Below are 21,650 nucleotides of genomic sequence, written 5' to 3' on the forward strand. Positions count from 1 at the left end.
CGATCATGCCTGGCGGGCGCCGCTCAGCCCGGCAGCAGCACCGTGCGCAGCTCGTGCGCGCCGTCGGGGCGGGTGATCTCGTAGAACCAGCGGACGTCGCCGCCGGGCAGCGGCACCGCGTCGGCGTACCGCAGGCCGCCGTCGGGCCCCTGCAGGTGCGGGCCGCCGGGCAGCGCCGTCCACCCGTCCCCGTCGCGGACGGCGACCCCGGTGCGCTCCTCCCAGTTCTCCGCCGCGCTGGCCCGCCCGTCGTAGAGGGCGAAGCCGTCGAGCACGGCGGTGAACCGGACGCCGCGGGCGTCCCACCCGCCCGGCGTCCCGGTCAGCGAGGTGCCCGCCCACGTCCAGGCGACGCCGTCGGCGCTGACCGCGTGCTCGGTGGTCATCCGGTCGGTGGCGTCGGGGTCGTCGAGCGGGTGCACCGAGGCCCACAGGTGCCAGCGCGCCCCGTCGTGCCGGATGACCGGGTCCTTGACCGCCGACCCCGGCACCGGGCCCGAGGCGAGCACGGTGCGCGCGGGGGCGCCGGCGAGCTCCTCGGGGCGGGCGGCCTCCAGCAGGTCGACCCGCCAGTGCGTGGTGCCCGGTGTCGCGCAGCTGACGTAGAGCCGCCACCGGCCCTCGGGGGTGCGCACCAGCGCCGGGCGCTCGAGGGAGTCGCAGGCGAAGGACTCCCGCCGCACCGTCGCCACCGGGGTGAAGTGCACGCCGTCGGCGGAGCGGCCCACCACGTTGGCGAACCCGCGGCCCTCGCCGACGGGGCGGCGCAGCCGCCAGGCCAGCCACCAGGTGCCGTCGACGAACTGCGCGCTCGGCCCGCCGGCCCACGAGCCGGGCCGGGGGTCCTCGGGGGCCGCGACCAGCTCGGCGTCGGCGAGGAACCGGTCGACGTCCAGGGGCAGCGTCACGGGGCCGGGTCCGTCTCCCGGGCGGCGGCCCGGCTGGCGTAGTCCCCGCGCCCGGTGTCGGCCCGCCAGTCCGCGAAGGACTCCCCGGTGACCTCCTCGAGCAGCGCGACGTCGTCGAGCACCCGGTCCTGCACCGCCCGGCGCACCTCGACCGGCAGCGGCGGGCGGGCCGTCGCGCCGGCGTGCAGCGCGGCCAGCAGCGGCCGGCTCGCCTGCCGCCAGACCTGCGGCGGCACGTGCGCGCCCGCGGCGGCCCCGGCCCGGGCCAGCCGGGCCAGCGCGCGGTACCGCGGGGTGTCGGCCACGTAGGGCTTGACGTTCTCCGGCGGGACGGCGCGGGCCACCCCGGTGCGCACCCCGAGGAACTCGCTCACCCGGTCCAGGGTGCGGGCCTGCTCGGAGACCACCTCGCGGAACCGGAGCAGCAGCAGCTGCTCGCGGGGGAGCAGCGTCAGCAGGTGCTGCAGCTGCTCGCCGTAGCGGCCCATCCGGGTGTAGTGCCAGAACGGCGCCCAGCCGTCGGCCACCCGCCGGTCCTCCAGCTCGACGGCCCGGCCGAAGTCGGCCTCGGGCTCCAGGCCGTCGGCGCGCAGGTGCACCCAGTTCGACAGCGCCCGGTCGACCGGGTCGCGCACCACCGCGACCACCTTGACGTCGGGGACGTCGGCGACCAGCCGGCGCTGGGCGGCGAGGTCGTGGAGGTAGAACGGCGTGCTCTCCCCGCGGACGGCGTCGGCCGGCGCGCGGTCGAACAGCGCCAGGTAGCGGTCCCGCCGCCACACCCACTCCCGGGCGCTGTGCGCGTCCCCGGGACCGCGCTGGGTGCGGGCCGGGGGCGGGCGGCCGTCGGTCAGGTAGAACTTCGGCTCCTTGACCGGGGACAGGTACAGCTGCGGGTGGGTGGCCAGCGCGGCGTGCAGGGCCGTCGTGCCGGCCTTGGGGGCGCCGGCGAGGACGAACTGCGGCAGCCGGTCGGTCACGGGTGCATGCCTACCATCCCTACCGGCTTGGTGATGAATGCTGATCCCCGCGCCGTCGAACCCGCGCCCCGAGGCGTGCTCCGGGTTCTGGTTCATCGGCCGACCGGGCCTGAGCCCTTCGTCACAGCTGGTGCACCGAAGTTGTAGAGAGTGCACCCAGGTGGGCACGATGGCCGGGTGACCCGGCTGCTCCTGACGCGCGACCGCGCCGTCGACCACGCCGGCACCGCCAGTTCCCTCTGTCGCTGACGACGCCGTCCTGCCGAGGAACCCCCTCGCACCCGTCGCCTGCCCCGAGGAACCCCGTGATCGAGCTGAACCACGTCCGCAAGGTCTTCCCGGGCCGCCGCGGCGGTGCCGACGTCGTCGCCCTGGACGGCGTCGACCTCGCCGTCCCGGCCGGTGACTTCGCCGGCGTCGTGGGCCCCTCGGGCTCGGGCAAGAGCACCCTCATCCGGCTGGTCAACCTGCTGGAGCGGCCCACGTCCGGGTCGGTGGCCGTCGACGGCCGGGTGCTCACCGACCTGCCGGCCGACCAGGTCCGGCAGGCGCGCAGCTCCATCGGGATGGTCTTCCAGCACTTCGAGCTGATGGACTCCCGCACCGCGGCCGAGAACGTCGAGCACCCGCTGGAGCTGGCCGGCGTCGGCCGGGCCGAGCGCCGCCGCCGGTCGGCCGACCTGCTGGACCTGGTCGGGCTGGCCGAGCGCGCCGGTGCCCGGCCGCGGCAGCTGTCCGGTGGGCAGAAGCAGCGCGTGGCGATCGCCCGCGCACTGGCCGCCCGGCCGCAGGTGCTGCTGTGCGACGAGGCCACCTCCGCGCTCGACCAGGCCAGCACCACCGGCGTGCTCGAGCTGCTGCGCCGGGTGCGCGACGAGCTCGGCCTCACCGTGCTGCTGATCACCCACGAGATGGCCGTGGTGAAGGCGGTCTGCGACTCCGCCGTCCTGCTGGAGGCCGGCCGGGTCGTCGACGGCGGCCGGCTGGACGACGTCCTCACCCGGGACGACTCCCCGCTCGCCGCGGCGCTGCTGCCGGCCCCGGTGGCCGACGACCGCGTCGCCGGCACCCTGCTGCGGGTCACCGTCACCGAGACCGCGCCGGAGGCCGACGTGCTGCGGGTGCTGGTCGGCCGGCTCGGCCTCGCGGTCGAGGTGGCCGGCGGCTCGGTGGAGACCGTGGCCGGCGGCCGGCACGGCCGGCTGCTGCTGCGGATCACCGACGGCGACCTGTCCGGCCTGGACACCGCGCTGACCCGGCTGCGCGCCGAGGGCTCGAAGGTCGAGCGGGTGGCGGCATGAGCGACTGGTCCCGGATCGCCCCGCAGCTGGCCGACGCCACCGGCGAGACCCTCTACATGGTCGCGGTCTCGGCCGCGCTCACCGTGCTGGCGGGCATCCCGCTCGGCGTCCTGCTCATCGTCACCGCCCCCGACGGGCTGGCCCCGCACCGCTGGACCCACCGGGTCCTCGGCCTGCTGGTCAACCTCGGCCGGTCGCTGCCCTTCATCATCCTGCTGGTCCTGGTCGCACCGGTGACCCGCGGTCTGGTCGGCACCACCATCGGCTCCACCGCGGCCATCGTGCCGCTGACCATCGGCGCCGTCCCGTTCCTGGCCCGGCTGGTGGAGACCTCGCTGCGCGAGGTGTCGCACGGCAAGGTCGAGGCCGCGCTGGCCATGGGCGCCCGGCGCCGGCAGGTGGTGCGCACCGTGCTGCTGCCCGAGGCGCTGCCCTCGCTGGTCGCCGGCGTCACCGTCACCGTCGTCGCGCTGATCAGCTACTCCGCCATGGCCGGCGCGATCGGCGGCGGCGGGCTCGGCGACTTCGCCATCCGGTTCGGGTACCAGCAATTCCGCACCGACATCACCCTGCTCACCGTCGTCCTGCTGCTCGTCGTCGTCCAGGCGCTGCAGTTCGGCGGCGACACCTGGGCGCGCCGCCTGGCGCGCCGCTGACGACCCTGGAGACCACCACCGTGCGACGCCTCGCCCTCACCCTGTCCGCCCTCACCGCCACCGCCGTCCTGGCGGCCTGCGGTGGCGGGGACGCCGAGCTGTCGGCGGCCGACGAGCCGCTGCGCGTCGGCGCCTCGCCCGTGCCGCACGCCGAGATCCTGCGGTTCATCGACGAGAACCTCGCCGAGGACGCCGGGCTGGACCTCGACGTCGTGGAGTTCACCGACTACGTGCAGCCCAACGTGGCCCTCGACGACGGTTCGCTCGACGCCAACTTCTTCCAGACGATCCCCTACCTGGAGGAGCAGGAGGCCAGCGCCGGCTACGACTTCACCGCGCTGGAGCCGGTGCACATCGAGCCGCTGGGCATCTACTCCGACAGCCTCACCGACCTCGCCGACCTGCCCGACGGCGGCACGGTGGCCATCCCGAACGACCCGACCAACGCCGCCCGCGCGCTGCGGCTGCTCGAGTCCGCCGACCTGATCACCCTGGCCGACACCGGTGACGCCGCGCCGACCTCGCTGGACGTCGAGGAGAACCCGAAGGACCTGGAGATCTCCGAGGTCGAGGCGGCCCAGGTGCCCCGCTCGCTGGCCGACGTCGACATCGCCGTCATCAACGGCAACTACGCCATCGACGCCGACCTCTCCCCGGCCGAGGACGCCCTCGCGCTGGAGGACGCCGAGGGCAACCCCAACGCCAACCTGCTCGTGGTGCGGGCCGGCGACGAGGGCGACGAGCGCATCGCCACCCTGGAGGAGCTGCTGCACTCCGACGAGGTGCGCCGGTACATCGAGGACGAGTACGACGGCGCGGTGCTCCCCGCCTTCTGACCGGTCACCCCGCCCGGCCCCGGCTGACAGGATCGGGGCATGCCCGACCTCCTGATCGCCAGCTGCGCCGAGGCACTCGGCCGGGACGACGACGAACCGCTGCTGGTGGCCGCGCTGGCCGCCCGCGGGGTGACCGCGCGTGCCGCCGACTGGGCCGACCCCGCCGTCGACTGGGCGGCCGACCTCGTGCTGGTCCGCTCGACGTGGGACTACGCGCGCCGGCGTCCGGAGTTCCTGGCCTGGGCCGAGCGGGTCGAGCGGGTCGCCACGCTGCTCAACCCGGCGGCGGTGCTGACCTGGAACACCGACAAGGTTTACCTGCGCGACCTGGCGGCGGCCGGCGTCCCCGTCGTCCCCACCGGCTGGGTCGGGCCGGGGGACGACGCCGTGGCCGCCGTCGCGGCCTGGCCGGGCGACGTGGTGGTCAAGCCGGCGGTCTCGGCCGGTGCCCGCGACACGGCCCGCTTCGCCCCGGCCGACCGGGACGCCGCGGTCGCGCACGTGCGCGCGCTGGTCGACGGCGGCCGGACGGCGATGGTGCAGCCCTACCTCGAGCGGCTCGACGGCGAGGGCGAGACGGGCCTGGTCCACCTCGACGGGGCGTACAGCCACGCGTTCGGCAAGGGCGCGCTGCTCGCGGCGGGTCCGCTGGGCGAGGGCCTGTTCGCCGAGGAGACCATCACCGCCCGGACCGCCACCGACGAGCAGCGGGCCCTGGGTGACCGGGTGGTCGCGTGGGCGGCCGACCGGTCCGGCGGGCCGCTGCTCTACGCCCGGGTCGACCTGGTGCCCGGCGCCGACGGCACGCCGCAGGTGATCGAGCTGGAGCTCACCGAGCCCAGCCTCAACCTGGCGGTGGCCGACGGCGCCGCCGACCGGTTCGCCGACGCGGTGGTCGCCCGGCTGGGGTGAGGCCTACAGCGCCCCGGAGAGCGAGCCGAGCACCGGCTGCCACTCGGCCAGGGTGGCCGACGCGACGACGCCGCGGACGCTGAACGGGTCGGCGTCCACCCAGCCCTGCACCTGGGCCTCGTCGTCGGCCCGGAAGACCAGCAGCGCACCGGCCGGCGCCCCGGCGCCGAACGGCCCGGACAGCAGCAGGGACCCGGCGTCGGCGAGCTCGCGCAGGTAGGCGCGGTGCTCGGGGCGGACCTCGTCCCGGAGGGCGGTGTCCTCGGTGTAGCGGTAGGTCACGGCGACGATCACGGGGGCTCCTGCCGGTCAGGGGTGCGGGCGTCTGCGATCCTGCCGCGCCCGGTCAGCCGACGATCGCCCGGGTGACGGCCACCTGCTCGGTCAGCACGCCGCCGATGACCGCCTGGGTCTCGTTGATCGTCTCGATCACCCCGCCGATGGAGGCCAGGGAGGCGACGACGGCGTCCACCTGCTCCTGGATGGCGCCGATCCGGTCGCCGACGTCGGTGGTGGCCGCCGCGGTCTCCCGGGCCAGCTCCTTGACCTCGCCGGCGACGACGGCGAAGCCCCGGCCGGCCTCCCCGGCGCGGGCGGCCTCGATGGTGGCGTTGAGGGCCAGCAGGTTGGTCTGCGCGGCGATGCCGCCGATGGTGTGCGCGACCTGGCCGACCTGCTGGCTGGACTCGCCGAGCAGGGCGACGGCGCGGTTGGCCGCCTCGGCCAGCGAGCGGCCCTCGGTGGCCACCGTGGTCGCCGACAGCACGTTGCGCTCCACCTCCTCGATGCTGGCCACCAGCTCCTTGCCGGCCGCGGCCAACCGCTCGGTGGCCGCGATCCGGTCCAGCGCCTGGCCCAGCAGGTAGGCGGTGTTGCGCAGCGCCGCCTCCCGGCCCGGCGACAGCACCATCGTCCAGGTGGCGAAGAAGTCCATCGTGCCGATGACCTCGCCGCCGCAGACGACGGGCAGGCAGACGCCCGACCGCACCCCGGCCCGCTGGGCGACCGGGGCGCGCACGCAGTCGGTCATCTCGCCGAGGTCGGGCACGAAGAGCAGGTCCCGGCTGCGCCAGGTGCGCCCGGACAGCCCGACGCCGGGGGCGAAGGTCGCCGCCAGCGTGACCGCGCGGAACTCGGGGCCGGCGTCGCCGGACTCCCGCGCGAAGCGCAGCACCCCGGCGGCCGGGTCGACCCGCCAGAACGAGCCGTAGGCCCAGCCGAAGCCGGTGCGGACGGTGTCCAGCGCGATCCGCAGCGCGGCGTCGGCGTCGGTCGCGGTGGTCAGCTGCTGCAGCACCGCGGTGACCGCGGCGACGTCCTGGGCGGTCTTGCGGTCGGCCTCGACGGCGGCGAAGCGGGCGATGCTCTGCGAGACCAGGGTGCCCACGCAGCGCAGCGTGCGCAGCCGGCGCGGGTCGGGGGTCAGCTCCTTCATGCAGAAGAAGTCCATGGTCCCGGTGACGACGCCGTCGCTCACCAGCGGGAAGCAGATCCCGGACCGGACGCCGACCCGCTGCGCCACCGGGGCGCGCACGCAGTCGGTGACGCTGCCCAGGTCGCTGGTGAAGACCAGGTCGCCGGTGGCCCAGGCGCGGCCGGACAGCCCGACGCCCTTCGGGAAGGTCGCCCGGGCGGTGACCGCGGCGAACTCCGGGCTCACCGAGCCCGACTCGGAGGAGAAGTGCAGCGCCCCGTCGGCGGGGTCGACCACCCAGTGCGAGGCGTAGGCGTAGCCGAAGGCCTCCCGCACCGCGGTCATCGCGGCGACCACGGCGCCCTGCAGGTCGGTCGCCGCGGCCAGCGCGGTGACCACGGCGGTGACGGCGTCGACGTCCGAGGCGGCGTCGACCGGCTCGGGGTCGGTGGTGCGGGCGGTGCGGCTGGCGAACACGGTGCTCCTCGGGGCCGGGGCGCGGGACGGCTGCCGCACGACCGGGTTGTCGGCCATCCACCCCGCGCCCTCCAGCCGGGACGACCATGGAACGAGAAAGGGCGGAACGGCGGACTGCAACGGTCTGCAACGCGGCCGCGCACGGTGCGTGGGAAAGTGGGCCGGTGAGCCAGCCCACAGCCGTCCCCTCCCGCCCGGACGCCGCCTCCCCGGCCGACCCGCAGGAGCTGGCCGCGGCGCTGGAGGCCACCGGCTACCTGCCCGACGAGGGCCTGGCGACGGCCGCGTTCCTGGCGCTGGCCATGCACCGGCCGCTGTTCCTGGAGGGCGAGGCCGGCGTCGGCAAGACCGCGCTGGCCCACGCGCTGGCCGAGGTCACCGGCCGGCCGGTGCACCGCCTTCAGTGCTACGAGGGCCTGGAGGCCAGCCAGGCGCTCTACGACTGGGACTTCGGCCGGCAGCTGCTGCACCTGCGCGCCGCCGAGGCCGCCGGCGAGGGTGCGGACACCGCCACGCTGGAGGCCGGTCTCTACGACCGCCGGTTCCTGCTGGCCCGCCCGCTGCTGCAGGCCCTGGAGGACTCCCCGAGCGTGCTGCTGGTCGACGAGGTCGACCGCGCCGACGACGAGTTCGAGGCCTTCCTGCTCGAGCTGCTCAGCGACTACACGATCTCCATCCCCGAGCTCGGCACCGTGCGCGCCGAGGTCCCGCCGTTGGTGGTGCTGACCTCCAACCGCACCCGCGAGGTGCACGACGCGCTCAAGCGCCGCTGCCTCTACCACTGGCTGGAGCACCCCGACTTCGAGCGCGAGGTGGCGATCCTGCGCCGCCGGCTGCCGCAGGTCACCGAGGACCTGGCCCGCCAGGTGGCCCGGGCGACGGCGAAGCTGCGCAGCCTGGACCTGCTCAAGCCCCCGGGCATCGCCGAGGCGATGGACTGGGCCACCGCGCTGCACACCCTCGGCGCCCGGGAGCTGGACCCCGACACCGCCGCCCGCACGCTGGGCGCGGTGCTGAAGTACCGCGAGGACACCGACCGGGTGCACGCGCTCACCCGGGGCGCGCTCTTCGGATGACGTCCCTGGCCTTCTCCGCCGCCGCCGAGCGGCGGCAGCGCGACGTGGTCGAGGTGGTGCTCGGCTTCGCCCGCACCCTCCGGCACGCCGGCGTCGCGGCCTCGCCCGACCGGGTCGAGGCGATGCTGGCCGCCGTCGGGCACCTGGACGTGCTCGACCCCGGCGACGTGTACTGGGCCGGCCGGCTGACCCTGTGCGGCAGCCCCGACGACCTGGACCGCTACGAGGCCGCGTTCAACGCCTACTTCGCCGGCGAGGCGCCGCGGGCCAGCCGGACCAGCTCGACGCAGGAGCAGCGGCTGGCCGAGTCCGCGCCGCTGGGCGCGACCGACGGCGGCGGCACCGACGCCGAGGAGGAGGCGCCCGACCTCAAGGCCGCGGCCAGCGAGGCCGAGGTGCTGCGCAGCCGCGACGTCGCCGACCTGACCGTCGCCGAGCGCGACCAGCTGCGCCGGCTGTTCGCGCTGCTGGTGCCGGCCGCGCCGATGCGGCCCTCGCGCCGCCGCCGGCCCGACCACCACGGCGGGGTTGACATGGCCCGCACCATCCGGCACGCGCTGCGCGACGGCGGCGAGATCACCTCGCTGCGCCGTCGGCGGCCCCGACCGCGGCCCCGCCGGGTGGTGCTGCTGGTCGACGTCTCGGGGTCGATGAGCCCCTACGCCGACGCGCTGCTGCGCTTCGCGCACGCCGCCGTCCGGGCCCGGCCGTCCTCGACCGAGGTGCTCACCATCGGCACCCGGCTGACCCGGGTCACCCGCGAGATGCGGCTGCGCGACCCGGACAAGGCGCTGGCCGCCAGCGGCCACGCCATCCCCGACTGGTCGGGCGGCACCCGCATCGGCGAGGTGCTCAAGGCCTTCCTGGACCGGTGGGGCCAGCGCGGCACCGCCCGCGGCGCCGTCGTCGTGCTGTGCAGCGACGGCTGGGAGCGCGGGGGCACCGAGCTGCTGGCCGAGCAGATGGTCCGGCTGCAGCGGCTGGCGCACAGCGTGGTGTGGGTGAACCCGCACAAGGGCCGCGCCGGGTACGAGCCGCTGACCGGCGGGATGCAGGCGGCCCTGCCCGCGGTTGACCACTTCGTCGCCGGGCACAGCCTCGCGGCCTTCGAGGAACTGGCTGGAGTGATCGAGAATGCGTGACGTCCTGGAGGACCTCGTCGGGTGGTGGCGGGCGGGGGAGACCGTCGGCATGGGCACCGTCGTCGCCACCTGGCGCTCGGCGCCGCGGCCGGCCGGGGCGTCGATGCTGGTCGGCCCCGACGGCACCGCGGTGGGCAGCGTGTCCGGCGGCTGCGTCGAGGGCGCGGTCTACGAGGAGGCCAAGGACGTCGTCGCCTCGGGCACCCCGACCCTGGAGCGCTACGGCGTCAGCGACGACGACGCCTTCGCCGTGGGCCTGACCTGCGGCGGCATCCTCGACGTCTACGTGGAGAAGGTCGACCGGGAGAGCTTCCCCGAGCTGGGCGACATCGCCGACTCGGTCGCCGCGCACGAGCCGGTCTGCACGGTCACCGTGGTCAAGGGGGCGCAGGACCGGCTGGGCCACCGGCTGGTCATCTGGAACGACCGCACCTCGGGCACCCTGGGCTCGCAGCGGCTCGACGACGCCGTCACCGCCGACGCCCGCGGCATGCTCGCCGCCGGCCGCACGGCCACGATGACCTACGGCCACGACGGCGAGCGGCGCGGGGACGAGCTGACCCTGTTCGTCTCCTCCTTCGCCCCGCCGGCCCGCATGGTCGTCTTCGGCGCCATCGACTTCGCCGCCGCCGTCGCCCGGGTCGGGGCCTTCCTGGGCTACCGGGTGACCGTCTGCGATGCCCGCCCGGTGTTCGCCACCAAGCGCCGGTTCCCCGACGCGCACGAGGTCGTCGTGGAGTGGCCGCACAGCTACCTGCGGACCGAGGTCGACGCCGGGCGCATCGACGAGCGCACGGTGCTGTGCGTGCTCACCCACGACCCGAAGTTCGACGTCCCGCTGCTCGAGGTGGCCCTCGACCTCGACGTCGCCTACGTCGGCGCGATGGGGTCGCGGCGCACGCACGACGAGCGGCTGGACCGGCTGCGCGAGGCCGGCCTGACCGACGCGCAGCTGGCGAAGCTGTCCAGCCCGATCGGCCTGAACCTGGGCGCCCGCACCCCCGAGGAGACCGCGATCAGCATCGCCGCGGAGATCATCGCCGGCCGCTGGGGCGGCACCGGGGAACGGCTGACCGGCGCCAGCGGCCCCATCCACGCCACCGCGGAGCGGTGACCGCTACGGGGTGACGACCCCGGGCAGCACCCGGTGGGGAGCGGTGGTCGCCGGCGCGGCCTGCGGGTGCAGCCGGACGGCGACCAGGGCGATGTCGTCGTCGTTGCTGCCGTCGACCAGCCGGCCGACCAGCCCGTCGCACAGCGCGTCCAGGCCCACGCCGGCCAGGTCGGCGACGGCGTCCTGCAGCCGGGCGATGTCGTCGTCGAGGTTGCTGGCGCGGCGCTCGACCAGGCCGTCGGTGAACAGCAGGATCGTCGACCCGCGGGCCAGCAGGACCTCCCGCTCGGTGCGCTCGGTGTCGGGGTCGACGCCCAGCAGCAGGTTGGCGCGGCGGTCGGTGAGCACCGCGATCGCGCCGTCGGGGTGCACCACGACCGGGGGCAGGTGGCCGGCGTTGGACCACACCATCCGCGTGGTGCCCGCCGCCCGCTCCTCGGGGGTCTGCTCGAACCGGGCCACCGCGGCGCTGGCCAGCGTGGACACCGCCAGCACGTCCATCGCGCAGTCCAGCCCGCGCAGCACCTCGGCCGGGCCGGCGTCGCTGTAGGCGGCGATGCCGCGCAGCAGCCCGCGCAGCTGGCCCATCGCGGCGGCGGCCTCGATGTCGTGGCCGACCACGTCGCCGATGACCAGCATCGTGGTGCCGCCGGGCTGCAGGAAGGCGTCGTACCAGTCGCCGCCCACCTTGGCCGACTGGGTGGCCGGCACGTAGCGGACGACGATCTCGGTGTCCTCGGGCGCCGGCGGCTCGGTGAGCAGGCTGCGCTGCAGACCCTCGGCCACCTGCGACTGGCTCAGCAGCAGCGCGGCGTTGTCCAGCGCCAGCCCGACGCGGTCGGCGATCTCCCGGGCGGTGGCCTCGTCCTCGGGGTCGTGGACGCGGCCGGGGCCGGCGTAGAGGGTGATCGCGCCGCGCACCCTGTCGCGGCCGTGCACCGGCAGCACCAGCACGTCGACGGCGTCGAGCTGGTCGTGCAGGTCGCGGGCCTCGCCCTCCACGAGGGAGGCGCGCACCTCGGCCGCGGTGGTGCGCTGCACGTCGCCGCCGGTCAGCGCCCGGGCCAGCGGGGAGGTCATCGACTGCGCCGCGATCCGGGTGCGCGTGTAGCGCTGGAGCAGCGACCGCTGCGCCGGGTCGACGTGCCAGGAACCGACGTCGTGCGGGCGGCCGTCCTCGGCCAGCAGGGTGACCACGCAGCCGTCGGCCAGCACCGGCACCACCAGCCGGGGCAGGTCGGCGACGGAGTCGGGGACGTCGGTGGAGTCGACCAGCGAGCGGGCGACGGCGGCCAGCATCGACAGCCGGGCGCTGGACGCCTCGGCCCGCCGGGTCGTCTGCGTCCGCTCGGTGACGTCGGTGAAGAACAGGCTCAGCCCGTCGGGCGAGGGCCAGCACAGCACCTGGTACCAGGCCTCCAGCGGGGCCGGGTAGTACGCCTCGACCTCCTGCGGCTGCCCGGTGTCGACCGCCGCGCGGTAGGCCCGCTCGAAGTCGCTGCCCGCGTGGGCCGGGAAGGCCTCGAGGAGGCTGCGGCCCAGCAGCTCGTCGCGGGTCTGCCCGAGCAGCCGCTCGGCGGCGCTGTTGAGCACGGTGAACCGCCAGTCGTGGTCGACCGACAGGTAGCCGGTCGGCATCGCCTCCAGCACGCGCGAGGTGCGGGCCTCGCCGTCGTGCACCGCGGTGGTGTCGTAGGCGACGCCGATCAGCCGCTCGGCCGTGCCGTCGGGCCCGGCGAGCGCGTGGCCCCGGGCCTGCACCCACCGGGTGCGGCCGTCGGGCAGCAGGATCCGGTACTCGGCCTCGTAGATGCCGAGGGTGTCCAGGGCCCGCTGGATGGCGTGCGCGACCCGCTCGGAGTCGGCCGGGTGCACGGCGTCGTCGAACGCGGAGATGGTGCCGCCGAAGGTCTCCTCGGTCATGCCGAAGATCTCCAGCAGCCGGTCGTCCCAGGTCAGCACGTCGTCGGCGAGCGCCCAGTCGAAGCTGCCGATCTGCCCGGCGTCCATGGCCAGCGCCCAGCGCGCCCGGTCGCTCTCGTGGCGGGCGGCCATCTCCACGTTGCGCCCCTGGGTGCGGCGCAGCGTCAGCTCGGAGCTGCACGCCTCGGCCAGGTCGCGCAGCACGGCCAGGTCGCGCTCGGCCCAGGTGCGCGGCTCGGTGTCGATGGCGCACAGCGACCCGACGACGGTGTCCTCGACCCGCAGCGGCATGCCGGCGTAGGCGACCACGCCCAGGTCGGGGATGGCCAGGTTGTCGCGCACGAGCGGGTGCTCGCGGGCGTCCGCGATCACCAGCGGTTCCCCGGAGACGACCACGTACTGGCAGAACGAGTGGCTCAGCGGCGTGCTGCGCCGGGTCTGGTACGGCTCGGGCAGGCCGGCCGCACCGGGGAAGACCTGCTCCTCCTGCGACACCAGGGACACCAGGGCCACGGGGACGCCGAGGCCGGTGCGCACCAGCCGGACGAAGCGCTCGAAGGCGGGGTCGGACGCGGCCGGCAGCGGGGTCGACGGAGGAAGGGCAGTCATGCTCCTCCGTCCCGGTCGGTCGCGAATCCCGACGTCGGACGCGTGTCAGGGGTGGGCCGAGCGTACGGCCTGCGGCTCGCCCGGGCTGTCTGGTGGACTGTGGACGTGCAGGTGGAGGTCGTGTCGCTCATGGCGTCGCCGGGGCACCGCTACGCCGGCCGGCCCGGCACCGAGGTGCCCGAGCAGGCCGGTGACCGGCGCGACGAGCTCGTCGTGCGGGCCGGGTTCGGGGTCGTCGGCGACCGCTACGCCGGGAAGCCGGCGCACCGCGACGCCTCGGTCACCGTGCTGGCGGTGGAGTCGCTGGAGGCCCTGGCCGCCGAGCTCGGCGCCCCTGCCTTCGACCCGCTGCTGGCGCGTCGCAACGTGGTGCTGCGCGGCGCCGACGTCGACGCCCTGCGCGGGCGCACCTTCACCCTCGGCGGGGTCACCCTGCTCGGCGGCCGGGCCGCGAACCCGTGCCGCTGGATGGACGTCGTCCTCGCCCCGGGTGCGCACCGCGGGCTGCGGGGGCGTGGTGGCGTGCGCTGCCGGCCGCTGACCGACGGCGTCCTCCGGCTGGGCCCGACCACGCTGGAGGTCGACCCCGCCGGGTGACCGGCGTCACCGGGCAGGCAGGATCCGGCCATGGACGTCATCGGGCTGCGCCGCGAGCGCGAGGTCCTCACCGTGGCCCTGCAGACCGACCGGCACGTGGTGCTGGAGGGCCCGCCGGGCACCGGCAAGTCGACGCTGCTGCGCTCGATCGCCGCCGAGGTGGGCACCGAGGTGGTCTTCGTCGAGGGCAACGCCGAGCTGACCCCCGCCCGGCTGGTCGGCCAGTACGACCCCGCGGCGGTGATGGCCGAGGGCTACGTGCCGGGCAGCTTCACCGACGGCCCGCTGCTCACCGCCATGCGGGGGTCGGGGCTGCTCTACCTCGAGGAGCTCAACCGCATCCCCGAGGAGACGCTCAACGTCCTCATCACGGTGCTCACCGAGGGCGAGATCGCCGTCCCCCGCCTGGGCCGGGTGCGCGCGGCCGCCGGGTTCCGGCTGATCGCCGCGATGAACCCCTTCGACGCCATCGGCACCGCCCGGGTCGGGCAGGCCATCGCCGACCGGATGTGCCGGGTCGTGCTCGGCTACCAGGACGCGGACGCCGAGCGCGCCATCGTCACCCAGGTGACCGCGGCCGACCCCGAGCTGGTGACGCTGGCCGTCCGGCTGGTCCGGGCCACCCGCGAGCACCGCGACCTGCGCACCGGCTCCTCGGTCCGGGGGGCCAACGACCTGGTGCTGCTGCTGTCGGGCCTGCTGCGGATGCGCGGGGAGCAGCTGGCCGAGGGCCGGGAGACCGTCCGCGACGCCGCGCACGCCGCGCTGTCGGGCCGGGTCAAGGTCGTGGACGGCGTCGACCGCACCCCCGAGGCCGTGCTGGACCAGATCCTGGACGACGTCTGGCCCGCCGACGCCCCGCCGCCCGAGCCAGCCGACGAGCCGGAGGAGCAGCCGGGAAAAGCTGAGGGCCCGCAGGCGCAGCAGCCTGCGGGCCCCGACCGACCCGGCCCGGCCCGGCGCGACCGCAAGGACCCCCAGCGCTCCCGGTCCACCCCGCGCGCCGAGCTCGCCCAGCAGCACGAGCAGTTCACCCAGGTCAGCCCCGAGGCCGGCGAGCTGGACGAGGGCGCCTTCTCCGACCTGCTGGCCACCGACCCCGACGCCGCCGCGGCGATGCTGGCCGACCTCGGCCGGGCCACCGACCGGGAGCTGCGCGCCGCGGCCCACCGGCTGGCCCGCCGGGTGTTCGTGCAGGTCGCCCGGGTGGGTTCCGCCCGCTCGCGCGGCACCCGCCGGCTGGTCGCCAACCGGCGCGCCGACGGCGACCTGGACCTCGACCTCACCCTGGACCGCTGGACCGGGGAGTGGCCGCCGGCCGCCGAGGACCTGGTCACCCGCACGTGGACCGGCCACCGCCGCGCCGCCTGCCTCGTGGTCGACGCCTCGGGCTCGATGCAGGGGCTGGGCGTGGCGATCGCCGCGGTCGCCGCCGCCGGGGTGGTGCTGGCCGCCGACGAGAAGCTCACCACCAGCGTGGTCAGCTTCGCCGGCGAGGTCACCGAGCTGCAGCCGCTGGGCCGGCCGGTGCCGCCCGAGGAGCTGGTCGGCCGGCTGGTCGCGCTGCGCGGCCACGGCATGACCGACCTCGCCGCTGCCCTGCGCGCGGCGTCCCGGCAGCTGGCCCCGGCCGTCGTCGACGAGCGGGTCGTCGTGCTGCTGTCGGACTGCCTGCACACCGCCGGGGACCCGCCGGAGGCCGCGCTGGCCGGCATCGACCGGCTGCACGTGCTGTGCCCGCTGCCCACCGAGCCCGCCGAGGCCGCCTCCCGCGCGCTGGCCGCCCGCGGTGCCGGACGGGCCGAGATGGTGCGCACCGTCACCGAGACCGGGCCGGCCCTCACCCGCCTCCTGGGGTGACGGGCCGACCGGCCGCCGGAACCGGAGGGGTCAGGAGCGGGAGGTGGCGGCCGTGCCGGGCAGCACCTCGGACGGGCGCTGCTGCTCCCCGGCGTAGCTGCTCACCGCGACCAGCGCGCCGGTCAGCGCCGGGACCACCCACTGCAGCTTGTCCAGCTGCTCCTGCGCGGCGGCCGCGTCGGCCCTGGTCCTCTTGCTGGGCTTGGTGCCCGAGCGACCGGGTGCACCGGCCGCGGACACGCGCTGGCCGAGGACCCGGCTGTACCCGGTGACGCCGAGGGCGGCGACGGTCAGCAGCGTCTTGGCCGTGGACATCGTGGCGACACCCTGCTGACCGGCGACCCGGTCGGCGTGGGCGCGCAGCTGGCCCAGGCTGCCGATGAGGTGGGCACCGATCGCGACGGCGTTGACCGGCGTCCACCGGTCCCACCCGGTGTTGGCGACGTCGCCGGTGGCCTGGTCACCGCCGGCCCTGGCCGCGGCGGGGTTGAGCGCGACGGCGTTGGCGAGGGTGCCGCCGAACCAGGCGGCGAGGCCGACGTCGTGCAGCGAGCGGGACAGCGTGTTGCGGGCCATGAGGGCTCCCAGGGGTGTCGGGGTGCGCAGCGTGCGCACCACCGGGCTACCCGGGCCGCCTGGGGGCTCACGCCCCGATCCGGTACGAGCCGGTACCGACCCGGGCGGGGCGCCCGCGGCGGGGTGAGAATCGGTGACCGTGCCCTCCGTCCTGCTGGTCGACGACGAGACCGCGATCACCGACAACCTGGCGTCGTTCCTGCAGCGCTCGGGCTTCGAGGTCGTGGTGGCCGGGGACGGCGACGCCGCGCTCGCCCGGGTCGCCGCCGGCCGGCCCGACCTGGTGGTGCTCGACGTCCTCATGCCCGGCCGCGACGGCCGCTCGGTGCTCCGCGAGCTGCGGCAGGGCGGCAGCACCGTGCCGATCATCCTGCTCACCCAGGTCGGGGAGTCCGTCGAACGGGCGATGGCGCTCGAGGAGGGCGCCGACGACTACCTCAACAAGCCCTTCGACCCGCACGAGCTGGTCGCCCGCATCCGGGCCGTGCTGCGCCGCGGCACCCCCGCCGCCGGGCCCTCGCTGAGCGCCGCGCACCGGCTGCGCAGCGGGTCGCTGGTGCTCGACCGCACCTCCCAGCGGGTGCTCCGGGACGGCGCCGAGGTGGTGCTCACCCCGCGGGCCACCACGCTGCTGGCCTACCTGATGACCCACGCCGGGGAGACCGTGTCGCGGGAGCGGCTGCTGGAGGAGGTGTGGGGCTGGTCGTTCCACACCAGCACCCGCACCGTCGACACCCGGGTCGCCGAGCTGCGCCGCGCCGTGGAGGCCGACTCCGGCGACCCGCAGCTGGTGGTCACCGTGCCCGGCGAGGGCTACCGGTTCGCCGGCCCCGTCGAGGCCGTCTGATGCGCCGCGCGCTCCTCCCGGTCGCCGCACTGCTGCCGCTGGCCGCGGGGACGGTGCTCGCCGTCCTGGGCCGGGCCGGGCACCTGCCCGGGCAGCGGTTGTTCCTGAGCGCGCTGCCCGGCGACTGGGCGCTGGCCGCCGGCGCCGCGCTGTCCCTGCTGGCCGTGGTCGCGCTGGGCACCGCCGCGCTGCGCGACCGGACCTGGCGGCGGCGCCTGGCCGAGCGGGTCGCCGAGGCCGGCCAGGACCGGCGGCTGCTGCTGTCGCGGCTGGACCACGAGCTGAAGAACCCGCTCACCGCCATGCGCGCGGCCACCGCCAACCTGGCCGCGGTCGCCGACCCGGCGCAGCACGCCGCCGTCGGGACGATCGAGGAGCAGGTGCTGCGGCTGAGCCGGCTCACCACCGACCTGCGCAAGATCGCCGACATCGAGAGCGCCCGGGTCGAGCGCCGTCCGGTCGACCTCACCGACCTGATCGAGGAGATGGTCGACGTCGCGCGCGACCTGCCCGGCGCCGCGGAGCGGCAGATCTCGGTCGACCTGCCCCGCGCGCCGTGGCCGCTGCCACCGGTCCCCGGGGACGCCGACCTGCTGTCGCTGGCGGTGGCGAACCTGCTGGACAACGCGCTGAAGTACACCCCGCCCGGCGGCCGCGTCGAAGTCCGCGCCCGGGAGGCCGCCGGCGAGGTGCTGGTCGAGGTCGCCGACACCGGCCAGGGCATCCCGCCCGACGAGCTGCCGCAGGTGTGGGAGGAGATGTACCGCTCGCCGTCGGCCCGCGCCGTCCCCGGCAGCGGCCTGGGCCTGCCGCTGGTCCGCGCCGTCGTCCAGCGCCACGGCGGCTCCGTCCACGCCGACAGCCGCGTCGGCAGCGGCACCCTCGTCAGGCTGGCGTTGCCGTGCTGATGACCCACCGCGGGGGCCCGCCTCAGGCCGGGGCGTACGGCGTCTGCTCGATCTCGCCCATGCTGCAGACGGGGCCGAAGGTCCAGGCCACGGAGAGGCTGTCGGTCTCGTTCGGCGGGATGACGGTCAGCTCCGACGGGGTGGGCTCGCACTGGCCGGTGGTGGGCTCGGGGCCGGTGGCGACGACGGTCCAGTGCAGCTGGGCCGAGACGGAGTCGCCGGGCTGCAGGGTGGTGCGCCGGCCGCCCGAGCCGTCCTGCGCGGGCACCCGCTCCTGCGTGCTGGGGACGACGCTGCCGCCCGGGCCGACCAGGCCGATGCCGCCGTAGCCGTAGACGGTGCAGACCTCGCCGCCGGTGTTGGTCAGCGTGAGGGTGGCGTACCGGTTGCCGGCCGCGGCGTCGCCCTCGGACAGCGAGCCGGCCAGCTCGCTGGTGTGGCAGCGGTCGGGGTCGCCGGCGGCGGTGGGCTGCGGGTCGCCGGACTCCGGGGCGGCGGTGACCGCGGCCGCGCTGCTGCTGGTGGGCGCTGCGGCGGTGGTCGTCGCGGCCGGGGTGGAGGCCGGTGCGCTGCTGGCGGAGGTGCCGCTGCCGGTGGCGGCCGCGGCGTCCTCGGTGCCCCCGCTGAACGAGCACGCACTGGTGAGGACCCCGGCGGCGAGGAGAACGGGCAGGGCCAACCGCTTCGTCGAGTTCGTCATGACCACCATGTTGCCCCGTGCAACCACCGCTCTCACCTGCGCGGACGTCACCATCCGGGCGACCGGTGTCACGGATCGGTGACGTCCTGGCCCCGGACGCACGACGGCCCCGGACGCACGACGGCCCCGGACGCCAGCACGCGTCCGGGGCCGTCGGGATCAGGGGGTCAGCGACGGACGGCCCTGCGCCCGGTGACCGACTCGGCGACACCGATCAGCAGCACCGCGGCGACGATGGCCACGATCGCGCCGAGGACGTTGAGCTCGGTGAAGCTGCCGGTGCCCAGCGCGGACGCGACGACGCCGCCGATCAGCGAGCCGACGACGCCGAGGCCGAGGGTCGCCAGGATCGAGAGGTTCTGCTTGCCGGGCTTGATCAGCCGGGCGACGGCGCCGACGACCAACCCGAAGACGAGGAAGCCGATGATGCCCATGGTGGTGCGCTCCTGACGTGTGGCGACCGCCATTCCTCGACGGCCGCGGGTGCACGCCTGCTACCCCGGTCGCGCGTGGTCCACACACCGTGGCCCGTCTCACCCGGGCGGGTCACCGGTGCACGGCCCGGTCAAGCGACGCGCTCCTGCTGTCGAACGTCTCTGCGAGGACCCGCCCGGGGTCCGTACGGAGGGACCATGGAGCAGCACGGGGGAGGGCCGACGGCCCCGCAGGCGTCGCCGTGGCGCGTCCTGCTGACGTTGCTGGGCACCCTCGCCGTCATCGGCGTGGAGTTCGTGCTCCTCTTCGGCGTCTACGCCCGGTCCACCCCGGTCGCCGAGCAGCGCGCCGTCGTCGCCCAGGCCGTCGGGTCCGTCCAGGCCGGCGACACCGCCGAGCTGGCCGCCCTCGCCGGCCGGCTGTCCGCCGCCGGGGCCGACGACGCCCAGGCACAGGTGCTCCGCGACGCCGCCGACGCCGCTCCCGGCGCCGCCCTGTCCCAGGTCACCGCGCTGGCCGAGGACCTCGCCGACCACAGCGCCGCGCTCGACGTCCAGGCCGGGCTGGCCTACGCCGGCATGCTGGTCATCGCCTCGGTGGGCTGGATGGTCTGGTTCCGCCGCCTGGTCTCCCGGCACCGCCGGCTGCAGGCCGAGGTCACCGAGCAGGCCGCCCTGGTCGCCAGCGAGGGCCGGCTGGCCAGCCTCGTGCGGCGCAGCGCCGACGTCATCGTCGTGCTCGGCACCGACGGCCGGGTCTCCTACGCCACCGACTCCGCCGCGGGCATGTTCGACGCCCCGGTCGCCGAGCTGCTGGGTTCCCGGCTGCACGAGCGCGTGCTGGGCGGGGACGCCGAGCCGCTGGTCGCCCTGCTGGACGCCCGGCCGGACGGCGACGCCGAGGTCGGCTTCCGGCTGGCCCGCCCCGACGGCCGCACCGTGCGGGTCGAGGGGACCTTCACCAACCTGCTCGACGACCCCGGTGTCGGCGGCCTCGTGCTGACCCTGCGCGACGTCACCGCCCGGGTCGAGCTCGAGGGGCAGCTCACCCACCAGGCCCTGCACGACCCGCTCACCGGGCTGTCCAACCGCCGGCTGTTCGCCGACCGCCTGGACCACGCGCTGCGCCGCCGCGGCAACCGCGAGCTCACCGTCCTCCTGTGCGACCTCGACGACTTCAAGGACGTCAACGACCGGCTGGGCCACGCCGTCGGGGACCAGCTGCTGGTCGAGGTGGCCACCCGGCTGCGCACGGTGGCCCGCGAGGGCGACACCGTGGCCCGCCTCGGCGGCGACGAGTTCGCCCTGCTGCTGGAGGACACCGGCCTGGACGGCGCCCGCGAGGTGGCCGACCGGGTGCACGAGTGGCTGGCCGCGCCGGTGCTCGTCGACGGGCACACCATCGCGGTGAGCGCCAGCGTCGGGCTGGCCGACGCCCCGGCCGAGGGGGTCACCGGCGAGGAGCTGCTGCAGCACGTCGACGTGGCGATGTACCTGGCCAAGGACGGCGGCAAGCACGGCACCGCGGTCTACGAGCCCTGCCTGCACTCCGCGGCGCTGGAGAGGTTGCAGCTGCGCGCCGACCTGGAGCGGGCGCTGGTCGAGGGCGAGCTGGTGCTGCACTTCCAGCCGACCATCACCCTCGCCGACGACGGCGCCGTCCCCACCGTCCACGGGTTCGAGGCGCTGGTGCGCTGGCAGCACCCCGAGCGCGGGCTGGTGCCCCCGGTGCACTTCGTGCCGCTGGCCGAGGAGTCGGGCCTGATCGTGCCGATGGGCACCTGGGTGCTGCAGGAGGCCTGCCGCGCCGCGGTGACCCTGCAGCTGCCGGGCCGCCCGCCGATCGCGATGTCGGTCAACGTGGCCGTCGCGCAGCTGACCGCCCCCGGGTTCGTCCAGCTGGTCGCCGACGCGCTGGCCGACAGCGGCCTGGCCCCGCAGCAGCTGGTCCTGGAGATCACCGAGACCTCCCTGCTGGCCGGCGCCGACGTGGTCGCCCCGCTGCTCGGCCAGCTGCGCGCCACGGGCATCCGGATCGCCATCGACGACTTCGGCACCGGCTACAGCTCGTTGTCCTACCTGCGTGACCTGCCGGTCGACGTCCTCAAGGTGGACAAGTCCTTCGTCGACCACGTCGTCGGCGACGAGCAGGGCGCGTCCCTGGCTGAGGCGATCATCGCCATGGGCCAGTCGCTGCACCTGACCACCGTCGCGGAGGGCGTGGAGGGCCCCGAGCAGGCCGCCTGGCTGACCGCGGCCGGGGCGACCTACGGCCAGGGCTACCTGTGGTCCAAGCCCGTGCCGCTGGTGGAGGCCGCCGCGCTGCTGGCCCCGGCCCCGGGGGTCGCCGTCCAGGTGTGACCGCGGGCGGGGCGTGGCA

General features: G+C 75.9%; 20 protein-coding genes. 12 read left to right on the forward strand and 8 right to left on the reverse strand.

The genetic code is table 11. The features are described 5' to 3' along the window. Positions 1-23: 23 nt before the first annotated feature. Positions 24-908 carry a glycoside hydrolase family 32 protein gene (locus BM158_RS02000; protein WP_207506104.1) on the reverse strand — a complete coding sequence of 295 codons (885 nt, stop codon included), beginning with the start codon at positions 906-908 and terminating at the stop codon, positions 24-26. Beyond that, positions 905-1,888 (reverse strand): sulfotransferase, encoded by a 984-nt coding sequence (locus tag BM158_RS02005; RefSeq protein ID WP_207506106.1) that lies wholly within the window; start codon positions 1,886-1,888, stop codon positions 905-907. The genes BM158_RS02000 and BM158_RS02005 overlap by 4 nt, the downstream gene beginning before the upstream one ends. A 305-nt stretch (positions 1,889-2,193) precedes the next feature. Here BM158_RS02005 and BM158_RS02010 point away from each other — a divergent pair, with 305 nt between their 5' ends. The 4 genes from BM158_RS02010 to BM158_RS02025 are packed head-to-tail and all read left to right on the forward strand — an operon-like array spanning position 2,194 to position 5,593. Next, entirely contained in the window at positions 2,194-3,189 is a 996-nt protein-coding gene (locus BM158_RS02010) for a methionine ABC transporter ATP-binding protein (RefSeq protein ID WP_091554129.1), read from the forward strand. Continuing rightward, positions 3,186-3,845 carry a methionine ABC transporter permease gene (locus tag BM158_RS02015; protein WP_091554132.1) on the forward strand — a complete coding sequence of 220 codons (660 nt, stop codon included), beginning with the start codon at positions 3,186-3,188 and terminating at the stop codon, positions 3,843-3,845. The genes BM158_RS02010 and BM158_RS02015 overlap by 4 nt, the downstream gene beginning before the upstream one ends. A gap of 20 nt (positions 3,846-3,865) precedes the next feature. Then, on the forward strand, positions 3,866-4,681 hold the full coding sequence (locus BM158_RS02020) for a MetQ/NlpA family ABC transporter substrate-binding protein (RefSeq protein ID WP_091554136.1): 816 nt from the start codon (positions 3,866-3,868) through the stop codon (positions 4,679-4,681). A 39-nt stretch (positions 4,682-4,720) separates the two neighbouring features. Next, positions 4,721-5,593: an ATP-grasp domain-containing protein gene (locus BM158_RS02025; protein WP_091554139.1), complete on the forward strand. Its 873-nt coding sequence runs from the start codon at positions 4,721-4,723 to the stop codon at positions 5,591-5,593. A gap of 3 nt (positions 5,594-5,596) precedes the next feature. On the opposite strand, the gene BM158_RS02030 is transcribed toward BM158_RS02025, so the two are convergent. Further along, the gene (locus BM158_RS02030) at positions 5,597-5,887 is read right to left on the reverse strand and encodes a YciI family protein (RefSeq protein WP_091554143.1); all 291 of its coding nucleotides are present in this window, start codon (positions 5,885-5,887) and stop codon (positions 5,597-5,599) included. 52 nt (positions 5,888-5,939) lie between these two features. Continuing rightward, positions 5,940-7,484, reverse strand: a complete 1,545-nt coding sequence (locus BM158_RS02035; protein ID WP_229827510.1) for a GAF domain-containing protein — start codon at positions 7,482-7,484, stop codon at positions 5,940-5,942. A gap of 164 nt (positions 7,485-7,648) precedes the next feature. Here BM158_RS02035 and BM158_RS02040 point away from each other — a divergent pair, with 164 nt between their 5' ends. From BM158_RS02040 to BM158_RS02050, 3 genes are read left to right on the forward strand one after another with little or no spacing between them, the layout of a single operon-like run. Further along, positions 7,649-8,560 carry an AAA family ATPase gene (locus tag BM158_RS02040; RefSeq protein WP_091554149.1) on the forward strand — a complete coding sequence of 304 codons (912 nt, stop codon included), beginning with the start codon at positions 7,649-7,651 and terminating at the stop codon, positions 8,558-8,560. Then, complete coding sequence (locus tag BM158_RS02045) at positions 8,557-9,702, forward strand: vWA domain-containing protein (RefSeq protein ID WP_091554151.1); 1,146 nt, start codon at positions 8,557-8,559, stop codon at positions 9,700-9,702. The genes BM158_RS02040 and BM158_RS02045 overlap by 4 nt, the downstream gene beginning before the upstream one ends. After that, positions 9,695-10,816 carry an XdhC family protein gene (locus BM158_RS02050; RefSeq protein ID WP_091554155.1) on the forward strand — a complete coding sequence of 374 codons (1,122 nt, stop codon included), beginning with the start codon at positions 9,695-9,697 and terminating at the stop codon, positions 10,814-10,816. The genes BM158_RS02045 and BM158_RS02050 overlap by 8 nt, the downstream gene beginning before the upstream one ends. 3 nt (positions 10,817-10,819) lie before the next feature. Here BM158_RS02050 and BM158_RS02055 read toward each other — a convergent pair whose 3' ends face one another. Further along, positions 10,820-13,348 carry a SpoIIE family protein phosphatase gene (locus BM158_RS02055; protein ID WP_091554158.1) on the reverse strand — a complete coding sequence of 843 codons (2,529 nt, stop codon included), beginning with the start codon at positions 13,346-13,348 and terminating at the stop codon, positions 10,820-10,822. A gap of 99 nt (positions 13,349-13,447) precedes the next feature. Here BM158_RS02055 and BM158_RS02060 point away from each other — a divergent pair, with 99 nt between their 5' ends. Continuing rightward, the gene (locus BM158_RS02060) at positions 13,448-13,945 is read left to right on the forward strand and encodes an MOSC domain-containing protein (RefSeq protein ID WP_242657449.1); all 498 of its coding nucleotides are present in this window, start codon (positions 13,448-13,450) and stop codon (positions 13,943-13,945) included. A 30-nt stretch (positions 13,946-13,975) separates the two neighbouring features. Further along, positions 13,976-15,805, forward strand: coding sequence for an AAA family ATPase (locus BM158_RS02065; RefSeq protein ID WP_091554161.1), 1,830 nt, complete (start codon positions 13,976-13,978; stop codon positions 15,803-15,805). A 30-nt stretch (positions 15,806-15,835) separates the two neighbouring features. Here BM158_RS02065 and BM158_RS02070 read toward each other — a convergent pair whose 3' ends face one another. Then, complete coding sequence (locus BM158_RS02070; RefSeq protein WP_091556168.1) at positions 15,836-16,381, reverse strand: hypothetical protein; 546 nt, start codon at positions 16,379-16,381, stop codon at positions 15,836-15,838. A gap of 133 nt (positions 16,382-16,514) precedes the next feature. Here BM158_RS02070 and BM158_RS02075 point away from each other — a divergent pair, with 133 nt between their 5' ends. Then, positions 16,515-17,228 carry a response regulator transcription factor gene (locus tag BM158_RS02075; RefSeq protein ID WP_091554165.1) on the forward strand — a complete coding sequence of 238 codons (714 nt, stop codon included), beginning with the start codon at positions 16,515-16,517 and terminating at the stop codon, positions 17,226-17,228. Next, a complete protein-coding gene (locus tag BM158_RS02080) occupies positions 17,228-18,136 on the forward strand; it encodes a sensor histidine kinase (protein ID WP_091554168.1) in 909 nt (302 codons plus the stop codon). The genes BM158_RS02075 and BM158_RS02080 overlap by 1 nt, the downstream gene beginning before the upstream one ends. 22 nt (positions 18,137-18,158) lie before the next feature. Here the strand turns inward: BM158_RS02080 and BM158_RS02085 are convergent, their stop codons facing one another. Together BM158_RS02085 and BM158_RS02090 are read right to left on the reverse strand one after the other, a co-directional pair. Further along, positions 18,159-18,836, reverse strand: a complete 678-nt coding sequence (locus BM158_RS02085) for a DUF4232 domain-containing protein (protein ID WP_165628808.1) — start codon at positions 18,834-18,836, stop codon at positions 18,159-18,161. A 167-nt stretch (positions 18,837-19,003) separates the two neighbouring features. Further along, a complete protein-coding gene (locus BM158_RS02090; protein ID WP_207506108.1) occupies positions 19,004-19,270 on the reverse strand; it encodes a GlsB/YeaQ/YmgE family stress response membrane protein in 267 nt (88 codons plus the stop codon). Positions 19,271-19,468: 198 nt separating this feature from the next. On the opposite strand from BM158_RS02090, the gene BM158_RS02095 reads away from it, so the two are divergent. Further along, complete coding sequence (locus BM158_RS02095) at positions 19,469-21,631, forward strand: putative bifunctional diguanylate cyclase/phosphodiesterase (RefSeq protein WP_091554174.1); 2,163 nt, start codon at positions 19,469-19,471, stop codon at positions 21,629-21,631. Positions 21,632-21,650: the final 19 nt, after the last annotated feature.

It is taken from the genome of Klenkia taihuensis (assembly GCF_900112525.1).
Taxonomy (GTDB): Bacteria; Actinomycetota; Actinomycetes; order Mycobacteriales; family Geodermatophilaceae; genus Klenkia; species Klenkia taihuensis.

What these genes read in the sequence shown, in the direction of transcription:
- BM158_RS02055 (WP_091554158.1), bottom strand. Translation starts at nt 13,348, where the DNA reads ATGACTGCCCTTCCTCCGTCGACCCCGCTGCCGGCCGCGTCCGACCCC.
- BM158_RS02070 (WP_091556168.1), bottom strand. Translation starts at nt 16,381, where the DNA reads ATGGCCCGCAACACGCTGTCCCGCTCGCTGCACGACGTCGGCCTCGCC.
- BM158_RS02095 (WP_091554174.1), top strand. Translation starts at nt 19,469, where the DNA reads ATGGAGCAGCACGGGGGAGGGCCGACGGCCCCGCAGGCGTCGCCGTGG.
- BM158_RS02065 (WP_091554161.1), top strand. Translation starts at nt 13,976, where the DNA reads ATGGACGTCATCGGGCTGCGCCGCGAGCGCGAGGTCCTCACCGTGGCC.
- BM158_RS02050 (WP_091554155.1), top strand. Translation starts at nt 9,695, where the DNA reads ATGCGTGACGTCCTGGAGGACCTCGTCGGGTGGTGGCGGGCGGGGGAG.
- BM158_RS02080 (WP_091554168.1), top strand. Translation starts at nt 17,228, where the DNA reads ATGCGCCGCGCGCTCCTCCCGGTCGCCGCACTGCTGCCGCTGGCCGCG.
- BM158_RS02015 (WP_091554132.1), top strand. Translation starts at nt 3,186, where the DNA reads ATGAGCGACTGGTCCCGGATCGCCCCGCAGCTGGCCGACGCCACCGGC.
- BM158_RS02085 (WP_165628808.1), bottom strand. Translation starts at nt 18,836, where the DNA reads ATGACGAACTCGACGAAGCGGTTGGCCCTGCCCGTTCTCCTCGCCGCC.
- BM158_RS02045 (WP_091554151.1), top strand. Translation starts at nt 8,557, where the DNA reads ATGACGTCCCTGGCCTTCTCCGCCGCCGCCGAGCGGCGGCAGCGCGAC.
- BM158_RS02090 (WP_207506108.1), bottom strand. Translation starts at nt 19,270, where the DNA reads ATGGGCATCATCGGCTTCCTCGTCTTCGGGTTGGTCGTCGGCGCCGTC.
- BM158_RS02025 (WP_091554139.1), top strand. Translation starts at nt 4,721, where the DNA reads ATGCCCGACCTCCTGATCGCCAGCTGCGCCGAGGCACTCGGCCGGGAC.